Source organism: Bradyrhizobium sp. Ash2021, from assembly GCF_031202265.1.
Lineage (GTDB): Bacteria > Pseudomonadota > Alphaproteobacteria > Rhizobiales > Xanthobacteraceae > Bradyrhizobium.
In genome coordinates, this window is the sequence record NZ_CP100604.1 from 1,128,916 (window position 1) to 1,146,479 (window position 17,564).

A 17,564-nucleotide genomic window follows, 5' to 3' on the forward strand; every position below is an offset into this window, starting at 1 on the left:
CGGCCAAAGTGTATGTAATTTTCATTGACTCGGCACTGACTTCAAAGAACCATGGATCGTCCAACGATGGTGAAAATGGCGTAGGTCCGATGGCGACGGCGAATCCCAACATAAGTGAAAGCGCCATCGAGGAGATCACTGCTGATCGCGGTCCGCACTACGAGCCATTTGGCTGGCATCATTGGCCGGAACATCCCTGGCTGGCTTATCAATTCCGTCGCGGCTTGGGCGAAACCCAGGAAGGGGGTGGCAGCGTCAGCGAGGTAATGCAGGCGGGATCGCGGATGACTCCGGGCGATCTGGAAAGCTGGCACGCCGAGTGGATGCGGATTGCCGACCGCAACTGGGATCGCGGGCTCACGGAAGAGAAGTCCGGTCACATCCGCACTGCGATGAACTGCTTCCTGCGCGCGGCAGATTATTACCGGCAGGCTGAATTCCATCTTGAACCTGACGATCCGCGCAGGCTTCCCACTTTCGAAAAGATGGAAGGCTGCTCTCACAAGTTCATCGGTCACCTCAATCCGCCCGGCGAGGTGGTCGAGATTCCCTATGAGCCGGGCAAGCCGATCTGCGGCTATTTCATTCGCGCGCCGTTTCCCGGCGACAAATTGCCGGTGCTGATCTGCATGGGCGGGCTCGATTCTATTAAGGACGAGATGTGGTTCATGCAGGCTCATGGCTGCCTGCAGCGCGGCATCTCGGTGCTGATGATCGATGGGCCTGGACAGGGCGGCACGCTGCGTCGCCACAAGATCGTCACCCGCGCGGATAGCGAAGTACCAATCGGCAAATGCATCGACTGGCTCGAACAGCGTCCCGACGTTGATGAGTTACGCATCGCTGTGTGCGGATCGAGTCTCGGGGGCTACTACGCGGCGCGCGCGGCGTGTTACGAGCCACGATTGGCGGCAGCTATTTCGCATGGCGCGATTTGGTCGGTGCACGACATGTGGGGCACCAAGGGCGACGACTTCGGTCTTGCCATGCACATCCGCTGGGTGTTCGGCGCGAAAACGATGGCCGAGGCACACGCGCTGATGAAGCCGTTCACGCTGAAGGGGCATCTCGAACACATGGCTTGTCCCTATCTGGTGCTGCACGGCGGCCACGATGTGCTGACGGTGACCGCGGCGCGCAGCACCTACGATTATGCCAGGGCGCACGGCGTTGACGCGACGATGCGGGTGCTCGACCCCGAGGAAACCGGCGCCGAGCACTGCCAGCATGACAATCCAACCATCGGCCAGGAAGTGCTGGCCGATTGGCTCGCCGATCGCTTTGGAATCGATCAGCGTGCTTTGTTGAGAACATCCATCAATTCCTTGATATGAGGCGCGAAATGAATCTCGGTGTCGTTCACCCCAGGGCTGCTGTGGTCGCGATCGACCTGCATCGCGGTCATCTCGATATGGCGGTGGCGACCATGCCGACCACGCCCGAGGTCGCGACCCGCATCATCGCCGCCAACAAGCGGCTGTTCGACTGGTGCCGCAGCGTCGATATTCCGATCGTCCATCAGGTGACATCCTATCGCGACGCCGACGAAATTCGCGCCAATCCGTTCTGGCGCACCCGCGCCGAAGACCCGACCGCCACCCGCAAGAACGTGATGCGTCACAACATCATCGGTGGACCCGGCTGCACGGTGATGCCGCAGCTGCTGGATCCCCGTGATTTCGTCGTCAACACCAAGAAACGGTACGACTGTTTCCTCGGCACCGATCTCGATTTCCTGCTGCGCTCGCACGGCATCAACACGCTTCTGATCACCGGCGTGAATACCAATTCCTGCGTGCTGGCGACAACGACCGCGGCCAATGTCCGCGATTATGCGGTGATCGTGGTCGAGGACTGCGTCGACAGTATGGACGGCCCCGAGTTGCACGCAGCCGGTCTCGCCTGCATCAAGACCGCCTTCGGCCTTGTGATGGACACTGACGCGGTGATGGCGCCCGACGGGCTTGCCCCGCGCCGGAACAGTGCTGCATGACCGCTCAGATTACCAACCGACCGAAGAGTAACTTCCTATGACCAACCCCATGATCCCGCGCGACCGGTGCGATTATTCCGCCATCGTCGACCGTCCGGCGCTGAAGCTGCCGGGCGGCGCCCGCATCGTGATATGGACCATCGTCAATCTCGAAGTCTGGGACATCGGTAAGCCGATGGCACGGCAGGTACTGCCGGCGCCTACAGGAATTCCGCTGCTGCCGGATGTGCCGAACTGGAGCTGGCACGAGTACGGCATGCGCGTTGGGGTGTGGCGTTTCTTCGATCTCTACAGGAAACTCGGGATCGCGCCGACCCTCTCGATCAACGCGCGGGTCTGCGAGGATTATCCGCGCGTGGCGCAACAGGCCAAGGATGCCAACTGGGAATTCATGGGCCACGCCTATGAGCAGGGGCCGATCCACAAGGAGCCGGACCAGAAGGCGATGATTGATCGCTCGATGGGCGTGATCGAAAAATTCACCGGCAAGCGGCCGGTTGGCTGGCTCGGACCCGGCCTGACCCAGACGCTGGAGACCCCCGAATACCTCGCTGAAGCCGGCGTCAAATATATCGGCGACTGGGTCTATGACGACGAGCCGACCGTGATCCGTACCGCCAAAGGGCCTCTGGTGACGCTGCCCTATACGGCGGAGTTGAACGACATTCCGATGATGATGGTGCAGCATCACGAGAGCGATCATATGCTCAAGCGCGCAATCGACAGCTTCGACCGGCTGTATGAGGAGAGCAGGGATCGGCCGAAGATCCTGTCGCTCGCGATCCACCCTTACATCAGCGGACAGCCGTTCAGGATCAAGTATCTTGAGGCGATCTACGACTACCTGAACAAGTTCGAGGGCGTCGTGCACTGGAATGGCGAGCAGATTCTCGATTGGTACAACGGGCAGACCGCCGTGCAGCCCGGATCGAAGGCGTGAGCGCCGCGGTCCAGCGCGTGCTGCCAGCGATCCCGGCCACCGAGGTGCCGGTCGCCGGCGGCGGCTTCTTTCCTGTTCGCCGGGTCTATTGCGTCGGCCGCAACTATGTCGACCACATTCGCGAGATGAAGGAAGCCGACGAACGCGATCCGCCGTTCTTCTTCCAGAAGCCGCGCGATGCCGTGGTGCCCGATGGCGCGCAGGTGCCCTATCCGCCGTTCACCTCCGATTTTCAGTTCGAGGTGGAACTGGTGATCGCGATCGGCCGCGGCGGACGTGACATTGCCGTTGCCGACGCGCGCGATCATATCTGGGGCTATGCCGTCGGCATCGATCTGACGCGGCGCGATCGTCAGCGTGACGCGCGCGATCAGCGTCTGCCGTGGGAAGTCGGCAAGAGCTTCGACGCCTCTGCGCCATGCGGCACCATCGCGCCGGCGCGCGATGCGCGGCATTTCAAGGGCAGCATCATCACGCTTTCGGTGAACGGCACCGAGCGCCAGCGCGGCGATATCGGGCAGATGATCTGGAGCGTGCCCGAGGTGATTGCGCAACTGTCGAAGCAAGTCGCGCTCGGCGCAGGCGATCTAATTTATACTGGCACCCCGGCGGGAGTCGGCCCCGTTGTGCCGGGCGATCTGATTACCGCCCATGTCGACGGGTTGCCTTCGCTTACCATCACCATCGCTCCACTTGAGGCATGACATGTTGCCCACCGAACGCATTGCCTATTCGCCGATTGCGACCCGTCCGCCGCTGAAGCTGCCGAATGGCGCGCGGATGGCAGTGTGGGTGATCGTCAACATCGAGGAGTGGGACGCTAGGCAGACGATGCCGCGCACCGTGCTGACGCCGCCGGCCGGCGGCTCACCAACCCCCGACATTCCGAACTGGGCCTGGCACGAATACGGCAACCGCGTCGGGTTCTGGCGCATCCTCAAGGTGTTCGACGAATTCAATATCCCTGGTGTACTCGCCATCAACGGTTCGGCGCTCGCGGCCTATCCGCCGATCGTCGAGGCGGCGATGGCGCGCAATTGGGAGTTCATGGGCCACGGCTTCACCCAGCGCAACATGCAGAAGGTGGAGAACGAGAGCGAGGACATACGCAAGACCGCCGACGTGATAGCCAAGGCGACCGGCAAGCGGCCGCGTGGCTGGCTTGGCCCTGGCCTCACCGAGACCTGGGAGACTCCGGACCTGCTCAAGGAGGAGGGTTACGATTATGTCGCCGACTGGGTGCTGGACGACCAGCCCGTCTGGCTCAAGACCACCACCAAGCCTATCGTCAATGTGCCCTATACCCAGGAATGCAATGACGTCGCGATGATGCTGATCCAGCATCACAAGGCCTCGGAGTATTACGACCGCGCCATCGACCAGTTCGAACAAATCTACGACGATGCAGCGGATTCCGCCCGGATCATGGCGCTGGTTTTGCATCCCTACATCATGGGTGCGCCGCATCGCCTGAAATATTTCCGCCGCATCTTCGAAACCATCCGGAAGAAGCCGGACGTCGCGTTCATGACCGGAGAACAGATCCTCGACTGGTATCTCTCCGTGGGACCGAAACCGCCGTAGTCACGGATCAGGGATGAGTATCTTTCAACTCCTCAACGGATTGACCTTCGCCGCACTGCTGTTTGTGGTGGCGAGCGGCTTTACGCTGATATTCGGGTTGCTGCGCATCGTCAATCTGGCCCATGGCGCGCTGTATCTGTTCGGCGGTTACATCGGCTTCACCGTCGCAGTAAAGACCGGCAGCTTTGCGCTCGGCGGCATTGGCGCCATGGCTGCCATTGCAGCGATCGGCTTCGTGCTCGACCAGGGTTTGCTGCGTTTTGTACGAGGCAACGAGCTGCGTCAGGTGCTGCTGACGCTCGGCTTTGCGTTCGTACTTAATGATCTGGCCCTGGTGATCTGGGGCGGCGACAGTTTTACGGTGCCGATCCCGCAGACGCTGCGCGGCGGCCTGCGTGTGCTGGGCGTATTTTATCCGACCTATCGTCTGTTTGTGTTGGTCACCGGCATTGTGGTGTTCGCAGCGCTTTGGCTGCTGCTGAATCATACGCGTCTCGGCGCCTTGATTCGCGCCGGCGTCGATGATGCCGAGATGGTGGAAGCGTCAGGGGTCAATATCCGCCGCGTGTTTCTTGTCACCTTTTTGCTCGGTTCGGCTTTGGCCGGCCTCGGCGGCTTGATGGGCGGCGCCTTTCTGTCGCTGTATCCGTCGGCCGATGCCGAGATCCTGGTATTCAGCCTCGCGGTGGTGATCATCGGCGGGCGCGGCAGCCTGGTCGGCGTTGGTGTCGGCAGCCTGCTGGTCGGCCTGCTCAACACGCTCGGCCAGGTGATGTTTCCGGAACTGGCCTATTTCGTGATTTTCGGTCCCATGGCGGCGCTGCTGGCATTCCGTCCGCTCGGTCTGTTCGGACGCGCCGCATGACGATGCCGCTCACACCGACGCCTTCGCGTGTCGCCGGGATGACTGGTCGCGCAGCGCTGATCGCCGCCATCATTGTTGTCGCTGCCGCGGCCTTGCCACTGGCGCTGTCGAATTATCAGGTCGGACTCGCCACCGAAGTGCTGATCTTCGGCATTCTCGCGATGTCGATCGATATCCTTGCCGGCTTTGCCGGGCGCACGTCGCTTGGCCATGGCGCGATCTTCGGCGTCTCCACCTATGTCGTCGTCTACGCCACGACCCATGCCGGACTGCCGCCGGCGGTCGCCTTCGCCGCCGGCGTGTTGGCTGCCACAGTGGTTGCGGCGATCTTCGGATTGCTCGCGGTGCGCACCTCCGGTGTCTACTTCCTGCTGCTGACATTGGCGCTCGGCATGATCGTCTGGGGTATCTGCTTGCGTTGGACCCAGGTGACCGGTGGCGAAAACGGTATGCGCGGCGACGTTCGTCCGGCGGTGCTGTTGACCAACAGCGCGTTTTATTGGGCCGTGCTTGCCAGCGCCGCGGTGGTGGCATTTGCGATGTGGCGGTTCGTGCGCTCGCCGTTCGGTCTGACGCTGCGCGGCATCCGCGACAGCGAAAGCCGCATGCGCAGCCTCGGCTACAACGTGCCGCTACATTTATTCATCGGCTTCACCGTGTCCGGATTCTTTGCCGGAGTTGCAGGCGCACTGTATGCGATGTTCAACAACTTCGTCAGCCCGTCAACCGTGGCGCTGGCGCAGTCAGTCGAGGGCGTGTTGATGATGATCGCCGGCGGTGTAGGCACGCTGTTTGGCGCGTTCGTTGGCGCCGCCGCGATCATCGCGCTGGAGAACGTTGTCAGCGCCTATACCGAGCGCTGGCAAATGGTGCTCGGCATCACCTTCATCCTCATCATGATCCTCGCCCCCGAGGGCATCATCGGCAAGCTGCGCGCCACTCTGACGCGCAAGGTGCGTTAATCGAATGCTTTTACGAAAGGATATCGAAATGGACCGCAGACAATTTCTGAAAAACACAACGGCCGCATTAACCGTCGCAGGCGCAGGCGTCGGACCATGGCGCAGTGCCCAGGCGCAGGCAGGCCCGATCAAGATCGGTCTGCTCGCGCCGCTCACCGGCGTTGTCGCGTCGGGCGGCAAGGAGATGGTCGAGGGTGTGCAGTTCTATCTTGATCAGGTCAAGGGCGAGATGGGTGGCCGAAAGGTCGAATTGGTGATCGAGGACGACGCCTCCAACCCCGATACCGCCTTGCAGAAAGCACGCCGCCTGGTCGAGCAGGGCAACTGCCACATGCTGATCGGTAATCTGCTCGCCAACACCGGATTGGCGGTCGCCAACTACGTCAAGGGTACCGGCACGCCCTACTTTATTCCGATTATTGCTGCCGACGACCTGACGCAGCGTCAGCGTATCAAGAACGTCATCCGCGTCGCCGGGTACAGCGCCAGTGAATTCACCCATCCGCTCGGCGATTGGGCGCTGAAGCAGGGTTACAAGAAGATCGCTACCATCAGCCAGGACTACACCTTCGGCCACGAGCAGTGCGGCGGGCTCGCCCAGGTGTTCACCGAAGGCGGTGGCGAGATCGTGCAACAGTTCTGGCATCCGCTCAACACGGCGGACTTCAGCCCCTATCTAGGCCAGATCGCCGACCTCAAAGTCGATGCGATCTTCGCGATGGAGACCGGTGCGGATGCTACCCGCTTCATCCAGCAGTATTCCAGCTTCGGCCTGAAGGCGAAGACGCCGCTGCTCGCCGCGATGAACGGCACCGACCAGTCGGTGATCCGGACGCTTGGCGAGGAATGCGAAGGCATCATGTCGCCGGCGCATTTTGCGGAGGGTTCTGACAATCCGGTGACGCAGAAGTTCGCCAGGGAGTATGAGGCGAAGTACGGCAAGATCCCGTCGCTCTACGGTTTCTCGATGTATTCCGGGGTGATGTGGATCGACGCAGCGCTGAAGAAGATGGGTGGCAAGGTGGAAGACCGCGAAGCGTTCATCGACACAGTATTGAAGACCGAACTCGATGGCTCGCCGCTCGGGAAGGCCGTCAAGCTCGATGCCTACGGCAACCCAATCTACGACGTCTATATCCGCAAGGTCGTGAAACGCGCCGACGGCAAATTCTGGAACGTGCCGGTCACCACTTATCCGAACGTCTCGCAGTTCTGGAAATACGATCCGGAGACCTACCTGAAGCAGCCGCCCTATTCGCGCAACTTCCAGGGCATCAAGAAGGCGTGATCCATCACCGATTTCGGGACGCGGCTCAATAGCCGAGTCCCGACTATAATTGATCGCTTTGCCGGACGGCGAACCGGTATCCACTTCGCCCGATAATGCTCCGCTGGGAATTGTATTCGTGCCCGAGCCGATCCTGACGCTGACAGATGCTGTGGTTGCCTTCGACGCGCTGCGTGCGGTCGACGGCGTGAGCCTGTCCGTGCCGCGCGGCCAGCGCCGCGCCATCATCGGCCCCAACGGCGCCGGCAAGACCACGCTGTTCAACGCCATCGCCGGGATGGTACCGCCGACCAGTGGCCGGATCATGTTCGATGGTCACGAAATCACGAAGCTGCCGCCGCATCGCCGCGCGCAGCTCGGCATTTCCCGCACCTTCCAGATCACCAATCTGTTTCCGACGCTGAGCGTGCAGGACAACATGATCCTGGCCTTGCGCGGGTTGTCGCCGCGCAAATTTTCGCTGTTCGGCAGGCCCGATAGGGATTCCGTCGAAGCGCCGCGCATCGCTGCTGCGCTCGGCGCGGCCCGCATTGCGGAACGTGCCGATGTCACGGTCAAGGAATTGTCCTATGGCGAACAACGCCAGCTCGAGATTGCACTCTCACTTGTCACGACCCCAACAATGCTGCTGCTCGACGAGCCGGCTGCTGGCCTATCGCCATCGGAGCGCTCAATGGTTGCGGAGATCATCCGGTCGCTGGATCGAGACATCACGGTGGTGCTGATCGAGCATGATATGGATCTCGCGCTTGGTCTCGTCGACTTCGTGACCTGCATGTTTGAAGGACGCATTCTGGTGGAGGAAGCGCCGGAGGGCATCCGTTGCAACAAGAAGGTTCAGGAAGTGTATCTCGGGAAGCCGCGTCATGCTTGAGGTTCGCGACCTGCACAGCGGCTATGGCGAAGCGGTCGTGGTCCGCGACGTCTCGCTCGACGTCGGCGCCGGCGAGATCGTCGCGCTGCTTGGCCGCAACGGCATGGGCAAGACCACCTTTATCCGCTCGATCATGGGGCTGACGCCGCCGCAGATCCGCTCGGGCTCGATCACTTGGCGCGGCGAAAGTCTGGTCGGCCTGCGCCCACACGACATCGCCGACCGCAAGATCGCGATCGTGCCGCAGGGCAGGCGGCTGTTTTCGTCGCTGACGGTGACTGAACATCTTACCATGCTGAAGAGCGCGCGCGCCAAGGACGGCTGGACGGTCGACCGAGTGTTTGGGATTTTTCCGCGTCTTGCGGAGCGGCGACATCACCGCGGCGGACAATTGTCCGGTGGCGAGCGCGGCATGCTCGCGGTCGGCCGCGCGCTGATGATCGATCCGCAACTTATCCTGATGGATGAGCCATCCGAAGGCCTGGCGCCGGTGATGGTGCAGCATCTCGAAGGAATCATTCTTGATCTGAAGCGCGAGGGGCTGTCAATCCTGCTGGTCGAACAGAATCTCTACAGCGCATTGGCCGTTGCCGACCGGGTATACATCCTTGAGACCGGGCAGATCGTGCATCAAGGTGATGCGAAGGAACTGAGTCAGCATACCGATCTGCTATTCCAACGCCTCGGCGTGCAGTGAGAAAAGCCATGAACGAAGACGGCTGGCGCCGGCCTCGGAACTGAATTGAGTAAAGTGATCGCATGACCGTCGTCGATATGCACACCCATTCCATCAGCAAGCGCGTCGATCCGCTGGTCGCCGGCCATCACGATCCAATGGACAATCCCTATCGCCGCGACATGTCTCCGGAAAGCCGGGCCACCGACGCCGAGCAAGGCAAGCTGTTGCAGAGGCTGATGCTCGACGTCGCAGCGCGCCGCGAGGTGATGCAGCGGATGGGCGTCGATTTTCAGGTCATCGCGCCGGCACCGGCGCAGCAGCACTACTGGGCCGGTGAAGAATTGCAGGTGGCCTTGTCGCGGGTACAGAACGAGGATGTCGCCGCATTGGTTGCCGAAGACCCTGCGCATTTCGCCGGCATGGGTACGCTGCCGATGCGGTTTCCCGCCCGAGCTATCGAGGAAGCCGTGCATGCGGTCGAGGCGCTCGGCCTGCGCGGCTTCCAGATCGACACCCGCGTCGAAAATCTCGAACTGTCGAATGCGGTCTTCGACCCGCTCTATGCGCGCCTGGCGAAACTGCGCGTGCCACTCTTCGTGCATCCGCTGGGCTTCTCGCATGGCCAGAGGCTTGGCGAATTCTTCATGGTCAACAGCGTTGGCCAACCTATCGAGGAGACGATCGCCATTTCGCATTTCATTCTCGGCGGCGTGCTCGACCGGCATCCCGAACTCGACCTGGTGATAGCCCATGGCGGCGGCTTCTATCCATTCTATGCCGGTCGCATGGATCACGCGTGGAAGGTACGTCCCGAGGTGAAACGCCTGACCGCAGAGGCTCCATCCAGTTATCTGAAGCGGCTATGGTTCGATACTTGCGTGTTTCGCACTGACCTGATCGAGGCGCTGGTAGCGATGGTTGGCACTGAGCGGCTGATGTTGGGCTCCGACTTTCCTTTCGACATGGGTGATGACGATCCGGTGGGCTTGGTGAATAGGGCGCAGTTATCGGAAGCCGATCGAGAGAAAATTACCTTCGGCAACGCCAGTCGCTTGTTCAAGATATCGAAAGTCGGGGCATAGAGCCTTGATGTGCAGGGCGCCAGGTTAGCTCGATCTTTTCCGCGGCTGATACGCTGCCATGGCCATGCAGCTAAACCGGCGAGGCATTAGATCTGCCCGTCGAGGCAAATGGCATCGGTCCTCGGTGGCCAGGCGACGACCGCTCCTTCTGTTTCGAAATCGGCATAAAGCGGCACGGCCAACGGGAAGGTTTTTCGGATCATGTATCGTGCCCGCGCGGCTAGAGCTGAATTACGATAGGACCGCAAATCATGGTTGCGACCTGTCTCTTGTTTCAAGAGATTGTTGGCAGAACTGGCTTCCATTTTTCCAAACCATCCCCTATTAGGGAATTTCGTCTTGGTTGATGTCGTCGAGGGAGCAACAAATTGCTTGTCAAAGGACTGCACCACATCGGCGTTCCTGTCCAAAATATGGACCGCGCAGAGGCGTTCTATGTCGGAATTCTGGGCCTCACGCCCTGCGAACAAAAGCCAAACTGGCTTTTCGCAGGGGACCATTTTTCGGTTCACCTGATGCCGTCCCGCCCCGACCTAGAACAAGTCAACCCGGCGAGGCACTTCACCCTGGAGGTCGCCCGTCTCGAAGAGATCGCCAGCTTGCTTCTGACGCACGGCCTGCGCCCGTATCAACTCACCGTCGATCAAGCGCGTCGGCGCGACATCACCTCGGCCGATGAACCGCTTGATTTCGGAATTGGCACCATTTTCGTCGAGGATCCCGACGGCAACACCGTGGAATTCCTCCAGCGCGATCGCGGGATCACGGCAGAGATCCTCGGATCGGCAGCGTAGCCCCTGCGGAATTATGAGGTGGAAGTCTTCGTGTGGAAGCGGCGCGAGCAACTTATTGCTGCGCGGTCCTGGATCAATGGTGTGCACAGCGAGTCCGGTCGGGGTGGACCTGATATTGCCGCATGGTCAGCATGTTGCGAGGGGGAGAGAGGTGTGCCCTCAAAACCTCCATTGTGTGCCTTATCTGCTCCACATGCAGATGGGAACTCCATCGTTTTGAACTCGACCGCGCCCAGTGGCGTCGCGGTCGTTGCGTCGCGACAGCCGGACTTGTGACGTTCGAGAGTTTTGAACGTCCACTTTCGGGCATTGCTAGAAGATTCAGGCGCGAATCTTCGCGCACGGGATCGCTGATCATCACCTTTTATGGCGACGCAATCCTGCCGCGCGGTGGCTCCGTTTGGCTGGGAACGTTCCTTAGGTGGCTGAATCGATCGCCAGCCTACTTAGTGCCGTAGGCACGGTCACCGGCGTCGCCGAGACCTGGCAAAATGTAGGCATTGGAGTCCAGCCCTTCGTCAATCGCCGCGAGCCAAATCGGAACGTCGGGGTGAATGCCGCGTATGCGCTCGACACCTTCCGGCACGCCAATGAGACATACCAATCGAATGTCGTTCGCGCCGCGCTCTTTTAATCGGTCGACCGCCGCGACGGCGGAGTTCGCCGTTGCCAGCACCGGGGAGATCACAATCACCAGCCGCTCGTGCAGATCGCTCGGCGCTTTAAAGAAATATTCCACGGCAACGAAGGTTTGGGGTTCGCGGTAAAGGCCGATGTGAGCGATCCGAGCGGTTGGCACCAGATCAACCATGCCTTCCGCAAAGGTCATGCCGGCCCGCAGCACCGGCGCGAACACCAGCTTCTTGCCCGCGATCTTCGGCGACCTCATACGCGCAAGCGGCGTCTCGATGTCGACATCGGCCAGCGGCAGATCACGGGTGACTTCGTAACACAGCAGCATCCCGATCTCCTTGAGGAGTTCGCGAAACGACTTGGTCGAAATGTCCTTTTTCCGCAATAGCGTCAGCTTGTGTTGCACCAGCGGATGCCCAACGATCGTGACGCCGTCCATGTTGCTGACCCCGGATCTAGAATACAGTGCCGTCGCTGATGACCTTCACCGGAGGCGAAGCGTCAGCGCGACGTTCGCGCGCCAGCCGCCGGCCGGCAGCCCAGGTCCCGCCCTCGAGAATTTTCGCTAGTGGCAGCGAGGTGGCATCGAGCTTGAGGCGGTGCCGCACGCCATCGGCGATGCGGTCAAGCAGTGCCACTGTCAGCGCGCGCCATTCCACAACCAGCGACGATGCTACCTCGTGCTCTTGCTGCGCTGCTTCCGGATCGCGAAACGCGAGCACGCCGGTATCGACGAAAAGTCCGCCGTTGCGATATTCGGCAAGGCCGGTGAGGCCATCGATATCGGTTACGCGGATGCCGGCGGTTTGCAGCGGTTTGATCAGGGAATAGGCCAGCCATTGCGAGAGCTTGTGCAGCGGCACCAAACCGCTGGTCGCGTCCGCTGTCGTTAACGCCGGATGCTTCCAGCAGTCTCCGAGCGCGATCCCGCCCAGCGTCAGCCGCGATGGCCAGATCGGCCCGAGCTGTTGCAGCAACTCCGTCAGAATCGTTGGGGCGGGAAGCTCTTGGCCGTCTGCCAGCAGCGCAAGTTGATCGAACAGGCCGCCGGGCCGCGCTGTGTCGCGGCTGCCGAATACGTCCGGTTTCGAGGCCACCAGCGTGCCGAGCCGGCGCAACAGCTCAGCGCGACCGTCCACCCCGACCAGCGGATTGGCATCCGACACCTGCATGCCGCGCTCGAGGTCGGCAGCGGCGAAATTTGCAAGCACGCCGGCATCGACCCGCAATGGCTCACGCGGATCAGCCGAGAATGCGCCGCCCGCGAACATGGCAAGGCTCGCCAGTCCCAACCCCTCCGAACGGCCGATCGCCGATCCGGTTTTTGGATCGCGATAGCGCCACGATGGACCGGCGCCGGCATCGAGAAAGACGCTGACGATTGCCAGATCGAATTCGGCCCGGGCGCGGGCTGCGCGATCGGCCCATCTGCTCTGGTCGGCGATATCAGCCCAACGATTGTCTCCGTTGGCGACGAAGTGCCGCCAGCGCGAATGAAAGGGTATTTCGAAGGAGGGATATGCTTCGCGCGTCACCTTCAGCACCAGGTCGACCGTGCGGTCGATGCAATCGAGGTGGATACGGAAGTTCGGAAGCGCATCGTCAAGGCCGATCGCGAGCATACGATGCGCGCGCTCGCGAACCGCCCTGGCATTCAGCAATGACAAGGCGGCTGACGTCTCCGGATTTGCAAGGGACACTGCCGCCCCTCTCAATATTTTTCGAGCGATCGGCCGACCGGATTGATCGGGTCTTGCTGCGGCTCGGCCGTATAGTAACCGGCGGCCTTCTTTGCCGCGATTTCCACATGCGCGTCGGCGGGCACAAGATCGTCGGGAATTGGCACGCGTTCGACGATTTCGACGCCTTGGCTGGTCAGCGCATCGTGCTTCATGTCGCTCATGGAAACGAAGCGGTCGATTCGCTTCAGTCCGAGCCAGTGCACCACATCCGGCATCAACTGCTGGAATCGGGCATCCTGCACGCCAGCGACACATTCGGTGCGCTCGAAATACTGAGCCGCGGCATCGCCGCCTTCCTGGCGTTTGCGTGCGTTGTAGACAAGAAATTTCGTGACTTCGCCGAGCGCGCGGCCTTCCTTGCGATTGTAGATGATGATGCCTAATCCGCCGGTTTGCCCGGCGCGCGCGCATTCCTCGATGCCGTGGATCAGGTATGGACGGCAGGTGCAGATGTCCGAACCAAACACGTCGGAGCCGTTGCACTCGTCATGCACGCGGCAAGTTATCTTGGTGCGGTGGTCCGGCAGCTTGGTAACGTCGCCGAACAGATAGGCCGTGGTGCCGCCGATCGGCGGCAGAAATACCTGCAGGTCAGGCCGTGTCACCAGTTCCGGAAACATGCCTCCGGTCTGTTCGAACAGTTGCCGGCGCAGATTGTTCTCGGTGGTTGCGAAGCGCTGCGCGAGGCCAGGCAGATACCACACCGGGTCGATCGCAATCTTGACCACGGAGACGCTTCCATTCTTGTGTACGAACTCGCCGTCGTGCTTGAGCCGCCCGGCTTCGATCGCCGCCTGCAGTTCGGGCAGATCGAGACGGGCGCGCGTAATGGCGATACTCGGACGGATGTCGATGCCTTCGGCAATCTCCTTTGCGAAGTTTTCAGCGGCGAGATGTCCCCACGGATCGAGCGAGACGATCCGCTGCGGATCAGTCCATTGCGGAAACGGCCCGATCGTTTCGGCGGGATGGGTGTTGGTGAGATCCGGACGCCGGATCGGATCGAGTGCGCCTGATGACACGGCGAGCGCACGATAGACCGAATAGGAGCCGCCGTGGGTACCGATCACGTTGCGATCCTGCGGACGCGATACCGTGCCAATCACCGGTCCGCGTTCACGCGCGCTGGCTGCGCCCCACGCGATCGGGAAGTTGAGCTTGGCGCCCGGTGCCGGGTGCGAGGTAATGCGAATATGGTCAACCCGATTCGAACGAGTCATCGCTACAGACCCTAAAACGGCGACGGCCCGCCTGAGCAGACGGGCCTGGTCACCAACGATCAAATCAGCAGCGGTTGCAGCTGAGCGAGCAGTATAATCAAATTCCGACCGAACACAACGGCGATTCCAATTCCCGCCACCGCTAAGCCGCCTCGGCTGTTAACCTTTTCAGCCTGGACGCAGCGGCCTCGAAAATGAGACGGACTGTCCGTCGCGTCCGCCCCGGCGGATCATCGCCGAAAAACGAGAGGGTGCTTAGCACCATTCGTCGTGCGTTTGTCGCGCTCGACCAAGCACAGTCACGCGGCACGCACGACGATCGGTCACCTGCATTGAGTTGATGATCGTCCCCTCGTCAGAACTGCCGGTGGCCGATGACGGGCCAGCCGGAAACGCAGAACAGACGTGCGTCACCTCGGACCTTCTCCGGAATTGACTTCGAGTGAATCAAAACTTTAATTGCTGACTCCGGTTGGGCCGGAAAGAACTCCGAACTCCGCCAACTGCTTCATTTTTACACAACGCAGCCTCAATAAAAGCATCCAGAAACCTAGCCATGCGCGTCATCAATGTTGCCGCTGCCCAAATGGGCCCGATCCAGAAAGCCGACGGCCGTGAAGCCGTCGTGAAGCGCATGATCGCGCTGATGGATGAAGCCAAAGCCAGGGGCGCCGATCTGATCGTGTATCCGGAGCTCGCACTCACTACTTTCTTTCCGCGCTGGTACATGGAGGATCAGGCCGAGGCCGATGGCTGGTTCGAACGCGAGATGCCCAATGCGACGACGAAACCGCTGTTCGAGCGAGCGGCCCGACACCAGATAGCGATGAGCTTCGGCTACGCCGAACTGACACCGGACAGGCACCATTTCAACACCTGCATCCTCACCGATAAATCCGCCCAAATTGTCGGGAAGTATCGCAAGGTTCATCTGCCGGGCCATTCGGAGTTCGATACAGAACGCGCCTTCCAGCATCTGGAGAAGCGCTACTTCGAACCGGGTGATCTCGGTTTGAACGTCTGGCGCGCGCTTGGCGGCATCCTCGGCATGGCGATCTGCAACGACCGGCGCTGGCCGGAGACCTATCGCGTGATGGGCCTGCAGGGCGTCGAGATGGTGCTGATCGGTTACAACACGCCCTCGGTCAATGCCGAGAAGAGCGAGGAGGGGTCGGAGAAGCGGTTGTTTCACAACCGGCTGTCCGTGCAGGCCGGTGCCTACCAGAACTCGACATGGGTCGTGTGCGTCGCAAAGGCCGGTATCGAGGATGGACATCCCCTGATTGGTGGCAGCCTGATCGTCGATCCCAATGGCGAGATCGTCGTCGAGGCCAGGACCGAAGAGGACGAGCTGCTGGTTCACGCCTGCGATCTCGACGCCACCGTCTTCGGCAAGAAAACGATCTTCAACTTTGCCAACCATCGCCGTATCGAGCATTACGGCCTGATCAGCAGCCGCACCGGCGCGGTGCCGCCTCCGGAAAACTAGAATGTCCGGAATCCTCTTTCGCGAACTTGATCCGCACGACCAATGCTACCAGTGGAAGCTGCACATGAATACCCACGTCAAGCCGACCCGGCTCTCGTCGCGCCTGTCGGCGTCCGTCGGATAGGCCAGACGCGCTCCCGCCGCTTCCTTCACTGTCATATCAGGAGATTACGATGCCTTTCGATTTGATCCTGCGCGGCGGCCGGGTGATTGACCCCTCCCAGAAGCTCGATGCCGTGACGGATGTCGCCTTCGCCGCCGGCAAGGTGGCCATGGTCGGAAACGAGCTCAAGGCCGATCCGGGAACCGACGTGCGCGACGTCTCGGGTACCATCGTTACCCCGGGCCTGATCGATCTGCACACCCACGTCTATTGGGGCGGCACCTCGCTCGGCATCGACGCCGAGGAGTTCTGCCGCACCTCCGGCGTCACCACGGCGGTCGACACCGGCAGCGCCGGCCCCGGCAATTTCGCGGGCTTCCGCAAGCACGTGATCGAGCCGAGCCAGGTCCGAATTCTCGCTTATCTGCATGTCTCGCATGCCGGCATCTTCGGCTTCTCGCATCGGGTCATGGTCGGCGAGAGCGAGGAGATGCGCCTGATGAATCCGGTCGACGCCGTCACCGTGGCCGAGGCCAATCGCGACCTCATCGTCGGCATCAAGGTTCGAGTAGGTCTTCACGCCTCCGGCACTTCGGGGATCGTGCCGCTCGAAATCGCGCTTGAGGTGGCCGAGCAGGTCGGCATGCCACTGATGGCGCACATCGACCATCCGCCGCCGAGCTACGAGGAGGTGCTCGCCCGGCTGCGTCCGGGCGACGTTCTCACCCACGCATTCCGGCCGTTTCCCAACACGCCCGCCACCGTCCAGGGCACGGTGAAAAAGGTGGTGCTGGAGGCGCGAGAACGCGGCGTGTTGTTCGATATCGGCCACGGCAAAGGTTCTTTCGCCTTCAAAACCGCACGCGCGATGCTCGCCAACGGCTTCTATCCCGACACCATCTCCTCGGACGTCCATCTCCTCTGCATCGATGGTCCAGCCTTCGATCAGGTGACGACCATGTCCAAGTTCCTGTGCATGGGCATGCCGCTCCCTGACGTGGTCGCGGCCTCGACGGTCAATGCGGCGATGGCGCTGCGGCGTCCCGAACTCGGCAGCCTCAAGCCGGGGAGCGTCGGTGACGCCACCCTCATCTCGATCAAGCAAGGCCAGTTCGACTACGTCGACGTCGTCGGCGAGCATCTGATCGGCGACCGCAAGATCGTGTCGGAAGGCGTCGTCATTGGCGGCCGTTGGTGGCACCCCAACCAATCGTCGAAATTCAAGCCGCTCGCAGGCTAAGCTGAACGTAAGTTGATGTGATCGCTCGAAAATTTGATCGCTCGCAAATGCTTTCTGATTTGTGGCCGGCTGGGCT

The 17,564-nt window shown here is 61.2% G+C and carries 19 protein-coding genes and 1 pseudogene; 16 read left to right on the top strand and 4 right to left on the bottom strand.

The window, feature by feature from the left end; translation table 11 throughout:
• Nucleotides 1-89 precede the first annotated feature (89 nt).
• The 11 genes from NL528_RS05290 to NL528_RS05340 all read left to right on the top strand — a co-directional run bounded on the left by NL528_RS05290 (nt 90) and on the right by NL528_RS05340 (nt 10,267).
• Nucleotides 90-1,334, top strand: a complete 1,245-nt coding sequence (locus NL528_RS05290; protein WP_309181667.1) for an alpha/beta hydrolase family protein — start codon at nt 90-92, stop codon at nt 1,332-1,334.
• 8 nt (nt 1,335-1,342) lie between these two features.
• Nucleotides 1,343-1,993 carry a cysteine hydrolase gene (locus NL528_RS05295; protein ID WP_309181668.1) on the top strand — a complete coding sequence of 217 codons (651 nt, stop codon included), beginning with the start codon at nt 1,343-1,345 and terminating at the stop codon, nt 1,991-1,993.
• A gap of 37 nt (nt 1,994-2,030) precedes the next feature.
• Nucleotides 2,031-2,933 (top strand): polysaccharide deacetylase family protein, encoded by a 903-nt coding sequence (locus NL528_RS05300; protein ID WP_309181669.1) that lies wholly within the window; start codon nt 2,031-2,033, stop codon nt 2,931-2,933.
• The gene (locus NL528_RS05305) at nt 2,930-3,637 is read left to right on the top strand and encodes a fumarylacetoacetate hydrolase family protein (protein WP_309181670.1); all 708 of its coding nucleotides are present in this window, start codon (nt 2,930-2,932) and stop codon (nt 3,635-3,637) included. The genes NL528_RS05300 and NL528_RS05305 overlap by 4 nt, the downstream gene beginning before the upstream one ends.
• A 1-nt stretch (nt 3,638) precedes the next feature.
• Complete coding sequence (locus NL528_RS05310) at nt 3,639-4,517, top strand: polysaccharide deacetylase family protein (RefSeq protein ID WP_309181671.1); 879 nt, start codon at nt 3,639-3,641, stop codon at nt 4,515-4,517.
• Nucleotides 4,518-4,530: 13 nt separating this feature from the next.
• Nucleotides 4,531-5,382: a branched-chain amino acid ABC transporter permease gene (locus NL528_RS05315; protein ID WP_309181672.1), complete on the top strand. Its 852-nt coding sequence runs from the start codon at nt 4,531-4,533 to the stop codon at nt 5,380-5,382.
• Nucleotides 5,379-6,344, top strand: coding sequence for a branched-chain amino acid ABC transporter permease (locus NL528_RS05320; RefSeq protein WP_309181673.1), 966 nt, complete (start codon nt 5,379-5,381; stop codon nt 6,342-6,344). Before NL528_RS05315 ends, NL528_RS05320 begins: the two co-directional genes overlap by 4 nt.
• A gap of 28 nt (nt 6,345-6,372) precedes the next feature.
• The gene (locus NL528_RS05325; RefSeq protein ID WP_309181675.1) at nt 6,373-7,632 is read left to right on the top strand and encodes an ABC transporter substrate-binding protein; all 1,260 of its coding nucleotides are present in this window, start codon (nt 6,373-6,375) and stop codon (nt 7,630-7,632) included.
• Between the two features lie 118 nt (nt 7,633-7,750).
• On the top strand, nt 7,751-8,506 hold the full coding sequence (locus NL528_RS05330; RefSeq protein ID WP_309181676.1) for an ABC transporter ATP-binding protein: 756 nt from the start codon (nt 7,751-7,753) through the stop codon (nt 8,504-8,506).
• Nucleotides 8,499-9,203, top strand: a complete 705-nt coding sequence (locus tag NL528_RS05335) for an ABC transporter ATP-binding protein (protein WP_309181677.1) — start codon at nt 8,499-8,501, stop codon at nt 9,201-9,203. The genes NL528_RS05330 and NL528_RS05335 overlap by 8 nt, the downstream gene beginning before the upstream one ends.
• A gap of 62 nt (nt 9,204-9,265) precedes the next feature.
• Nucleotides 9,266-10,267: an amidohydrolase family protein gene (locus NL528_RS05340; protein WP_309181678.1), complete on the top strand. Its 1,002-nt coding sequence runs from the start codon at nt 9,266-9,268 to the stop codon at nt 10,265-10,267.
• An 86-nt stretch (nt 10,268-10,353) separates the two neighbouring features.
• Here NL528_RS05340 and NL528_RS05345 read toward each other — a convergent pair whose 3' ends face one another.
• Entirely contained in the window at nt 10,354-10,572 is a 219-nt protein-coding gene (locus tag NL528_RS05345; protein WP_309181679.1) for a hypothetical protein, read from the bottom strand.
• Nucleotides 10,573-10,635: 63 nt separating this feature from the next.
• Between NL528_RS05345 and NL528_RS05350 the strand changes: the two genes are divergently transcribed.
• Together NL528_RS05350 and NL528_RS05355 are read left to right on the top strand one after the other, a co-directional pair.
• A complete protein-coding gene (locus NL528_RS05350) occupies nt 10,636-11,061 on the top strand; it encodes a VOC family protein (RefSeq protein WP_309181680.1) in 426 nt (141 codons plus the stop codon).
• Nucleotides 11,062-11,333: 272 nt separating this feature from the next.
• Nucleotides 11,334-11,489, top strand: a pseudogene (locus NL528_RS05355) (hypothetical protein); the annotation flags it as partial.
• Between the two features lie 14 nt (nt 11,490-11,503).
• On the opposite strand, the gene upp reads toward NL528_RS05355, so the two are convergent.
• The 3 genes from upp to NL528_RS05370 all read right to left on the bottom strand — a co-directional run bounded on the left by upp (nt 11,504) and on the right by NL528_RS05370 (nt 14,656).
• A complete protein-coding gene (upp, locus tag NL528_RS05360; RefSeq protein WP_309181681.1) occupies nt 11,504-12,133 on the bottom strand; it encodes a uracil phosphoribosyltransferase in 630 nt (209 codons plus the stop codon).
• Between the two features lie 16 nt (nt 12,134-12,149).
• A complete protein-coding gene (locus NL528_RS05365) occupies nt 12,150-13,316 on the bottom strand; it encodes a DUF1688 family protein (RefSeq protein WP_309184807.1) in 1,167 nt (388 codons plus the stop codon).
• Between the two features lie 89 nt (nt 13,317-13,405).
• The gene (locus tag NL528_RS05370; RefSeq protein WP_309181682.1) at nt 13,406-14,656 is read right to left on the bottom strand and encodes a GTP cyclohydrolase II; all 1,251 of its coding nucleotides are present in this window, start codon (nt 14,654-14,656) and stop codon (nt 13,406-13,408) included.
• A gap of 556 nt (nt 14,657-15,212) precedes the next feature.
• Here NL528_RS05370 and NL528_RS05375 point away from each other — a divergent pair.
• Genes NL528_RS05375 through NL528_RS05385 form a run of 3 tightly spaced genes read left to right on the top strand, consistent with a single transcriptional unit; the run spans nt 15,213 to nt 17,488 of the window.
• Complete coding sequence (locus tag NL528_RS05375; protein WP_309181683.1) at nt 15,213-16,145, top strand: N-carbamoyl-D-amino-acid hydrolase; 933 nt, start codon at nt 15,213-15,215, stop codon at nt 16,143-16,145.
• A gap of 1 nt (nt 16,146) precedes the next feature.
• On the top strand, nt 16,147-16,269 hold the full coding sequence (locus tag NL528_RS05380; RefSeq protein ID WP_309181684.1) for a hypothetical protein: 123 nt from the start codon (nt 16,147-16,149) through the stop codon (nt 16,267-16,269).
• Nucleotides 16,270-16,318: 49 nt separating this feature from the next.
• On the top strand, nt 16,319-17,488 hold the full coding sequence (locus NL528_RS05385; protein WP_309181686.1) for an amidohydrolase/deacetylase family metallohydrolase: 1,170 nt from the start codon (nt 16,319-16,321) through the stop codon (nt 17,486-17,488).
• Nucleotides 17,489-17,564 lie beyond the last annotated feature (76 nt).

Coding starts and splice junctions, on each gene's coding strand:
- NL528_RS05320 (WP_309181673.1), top strand. CDS start 5,379: ATGACGATGCCGCTCACACCGACGCCTTCGCGTGTCGCCGGGATGACT.
- NL528_RS05375 (WP_309181683.1), top strand. CDS start 15,213: ATGCGCGTCATCAATGTTGCCGCTGCCCAAATGGGCCCGATCCAGAAA.
- NL528_RS05340 (WP_309181678.1), top strand. CDS start 9,266: ATGACCGTCGTCGATATGCACACCCATTCCATCAGCAAGCGCGTCGAT.
- NL528_RS05300 (WP_309181669.1), top strand. CDS start 2,031: ATGACCAACCCCATGATCCCGCGCGACCGGTGCGATTATTCCGCCATC.
- NL528_RS05315 (WP_309181672.1), top strand. CDS start 4,531: ATGAGTATCTTTCAACTCCTCAACGGATTGACCTTCGCCGCACTGCTG.
- NL528_RS05365 (WP_309184807.1), bottom strand. CDS start 13,316: ATGCTCGCGATCGGCCTTGACGATGCGCTTCCGAACTTCCGTATCCAC.
- upp (WP_309181681.1), bottom strand. CDS start 12,133: ATGGACGGCGTCACGATCGTTGGGCATCCGCTGGTGCAACACAAGCTG.
- NL528_RS05325 (WP_309181675.1), top strand. CDS start 6,373: ATGGACCGCAGACAATTTCTGAAAAACACAACGGCCGCATTAACCGTC.
- NL528_RS05370 (WP_309181682.1), bottom strand. CDS start 14,656: ATGACTCGTTCGAATCGGGTTGACCATATTCGCATTACCTCGCACCCG.
- NL528_RS05345 (WP_309181679.1), bottom strand. CDS start 10,572: ATGGAAGCCAGTTCTGCCAACAATCTCTTGAAACAAGAGACAGGTCGC.
- NL528_RS05385 (WP_309181686.1), top strand. CDS start 16,319: ATGCCTTTCGATTTGATCCTGCGCGGCGGCCGGGTGATTGACCCCTCC.
- NL528_RS05380 (WP_309181684.1), top strand. CDS start 16,147: ATGTCCGGAATCCTCTTTCGCGAACTTGATCCGCACGACCAATGCTAC.
- NL528_RS05295 (WP_309181668.1), top strand. CDS start 1,343: ATGAATCTCGGTGTCGTTCACCCCAGGGCTGCTGTGGTCGCGATCGAC.
- NL528_RS05335 (WP_309181677.1), top strand. CDS start 8,499: ATGCTTGAGGTTCGCGACCTGCACAGCGGCTATGGCGAAGCGGTCGTG.
- NL528_RS05310 (WP_309181671.1), top strand. CDS start 3,639: ATGTTGCCCACCGAACGCATTGCCTATTCGCCGATTGCGACCCGTCCG.
- NL528_RS05290 (WP_309181667.1), top strand. CDS start 90: ATGGCGACGGCGAATCCCAACATAAGTGAAAGCGCCATCGAGGAGATC.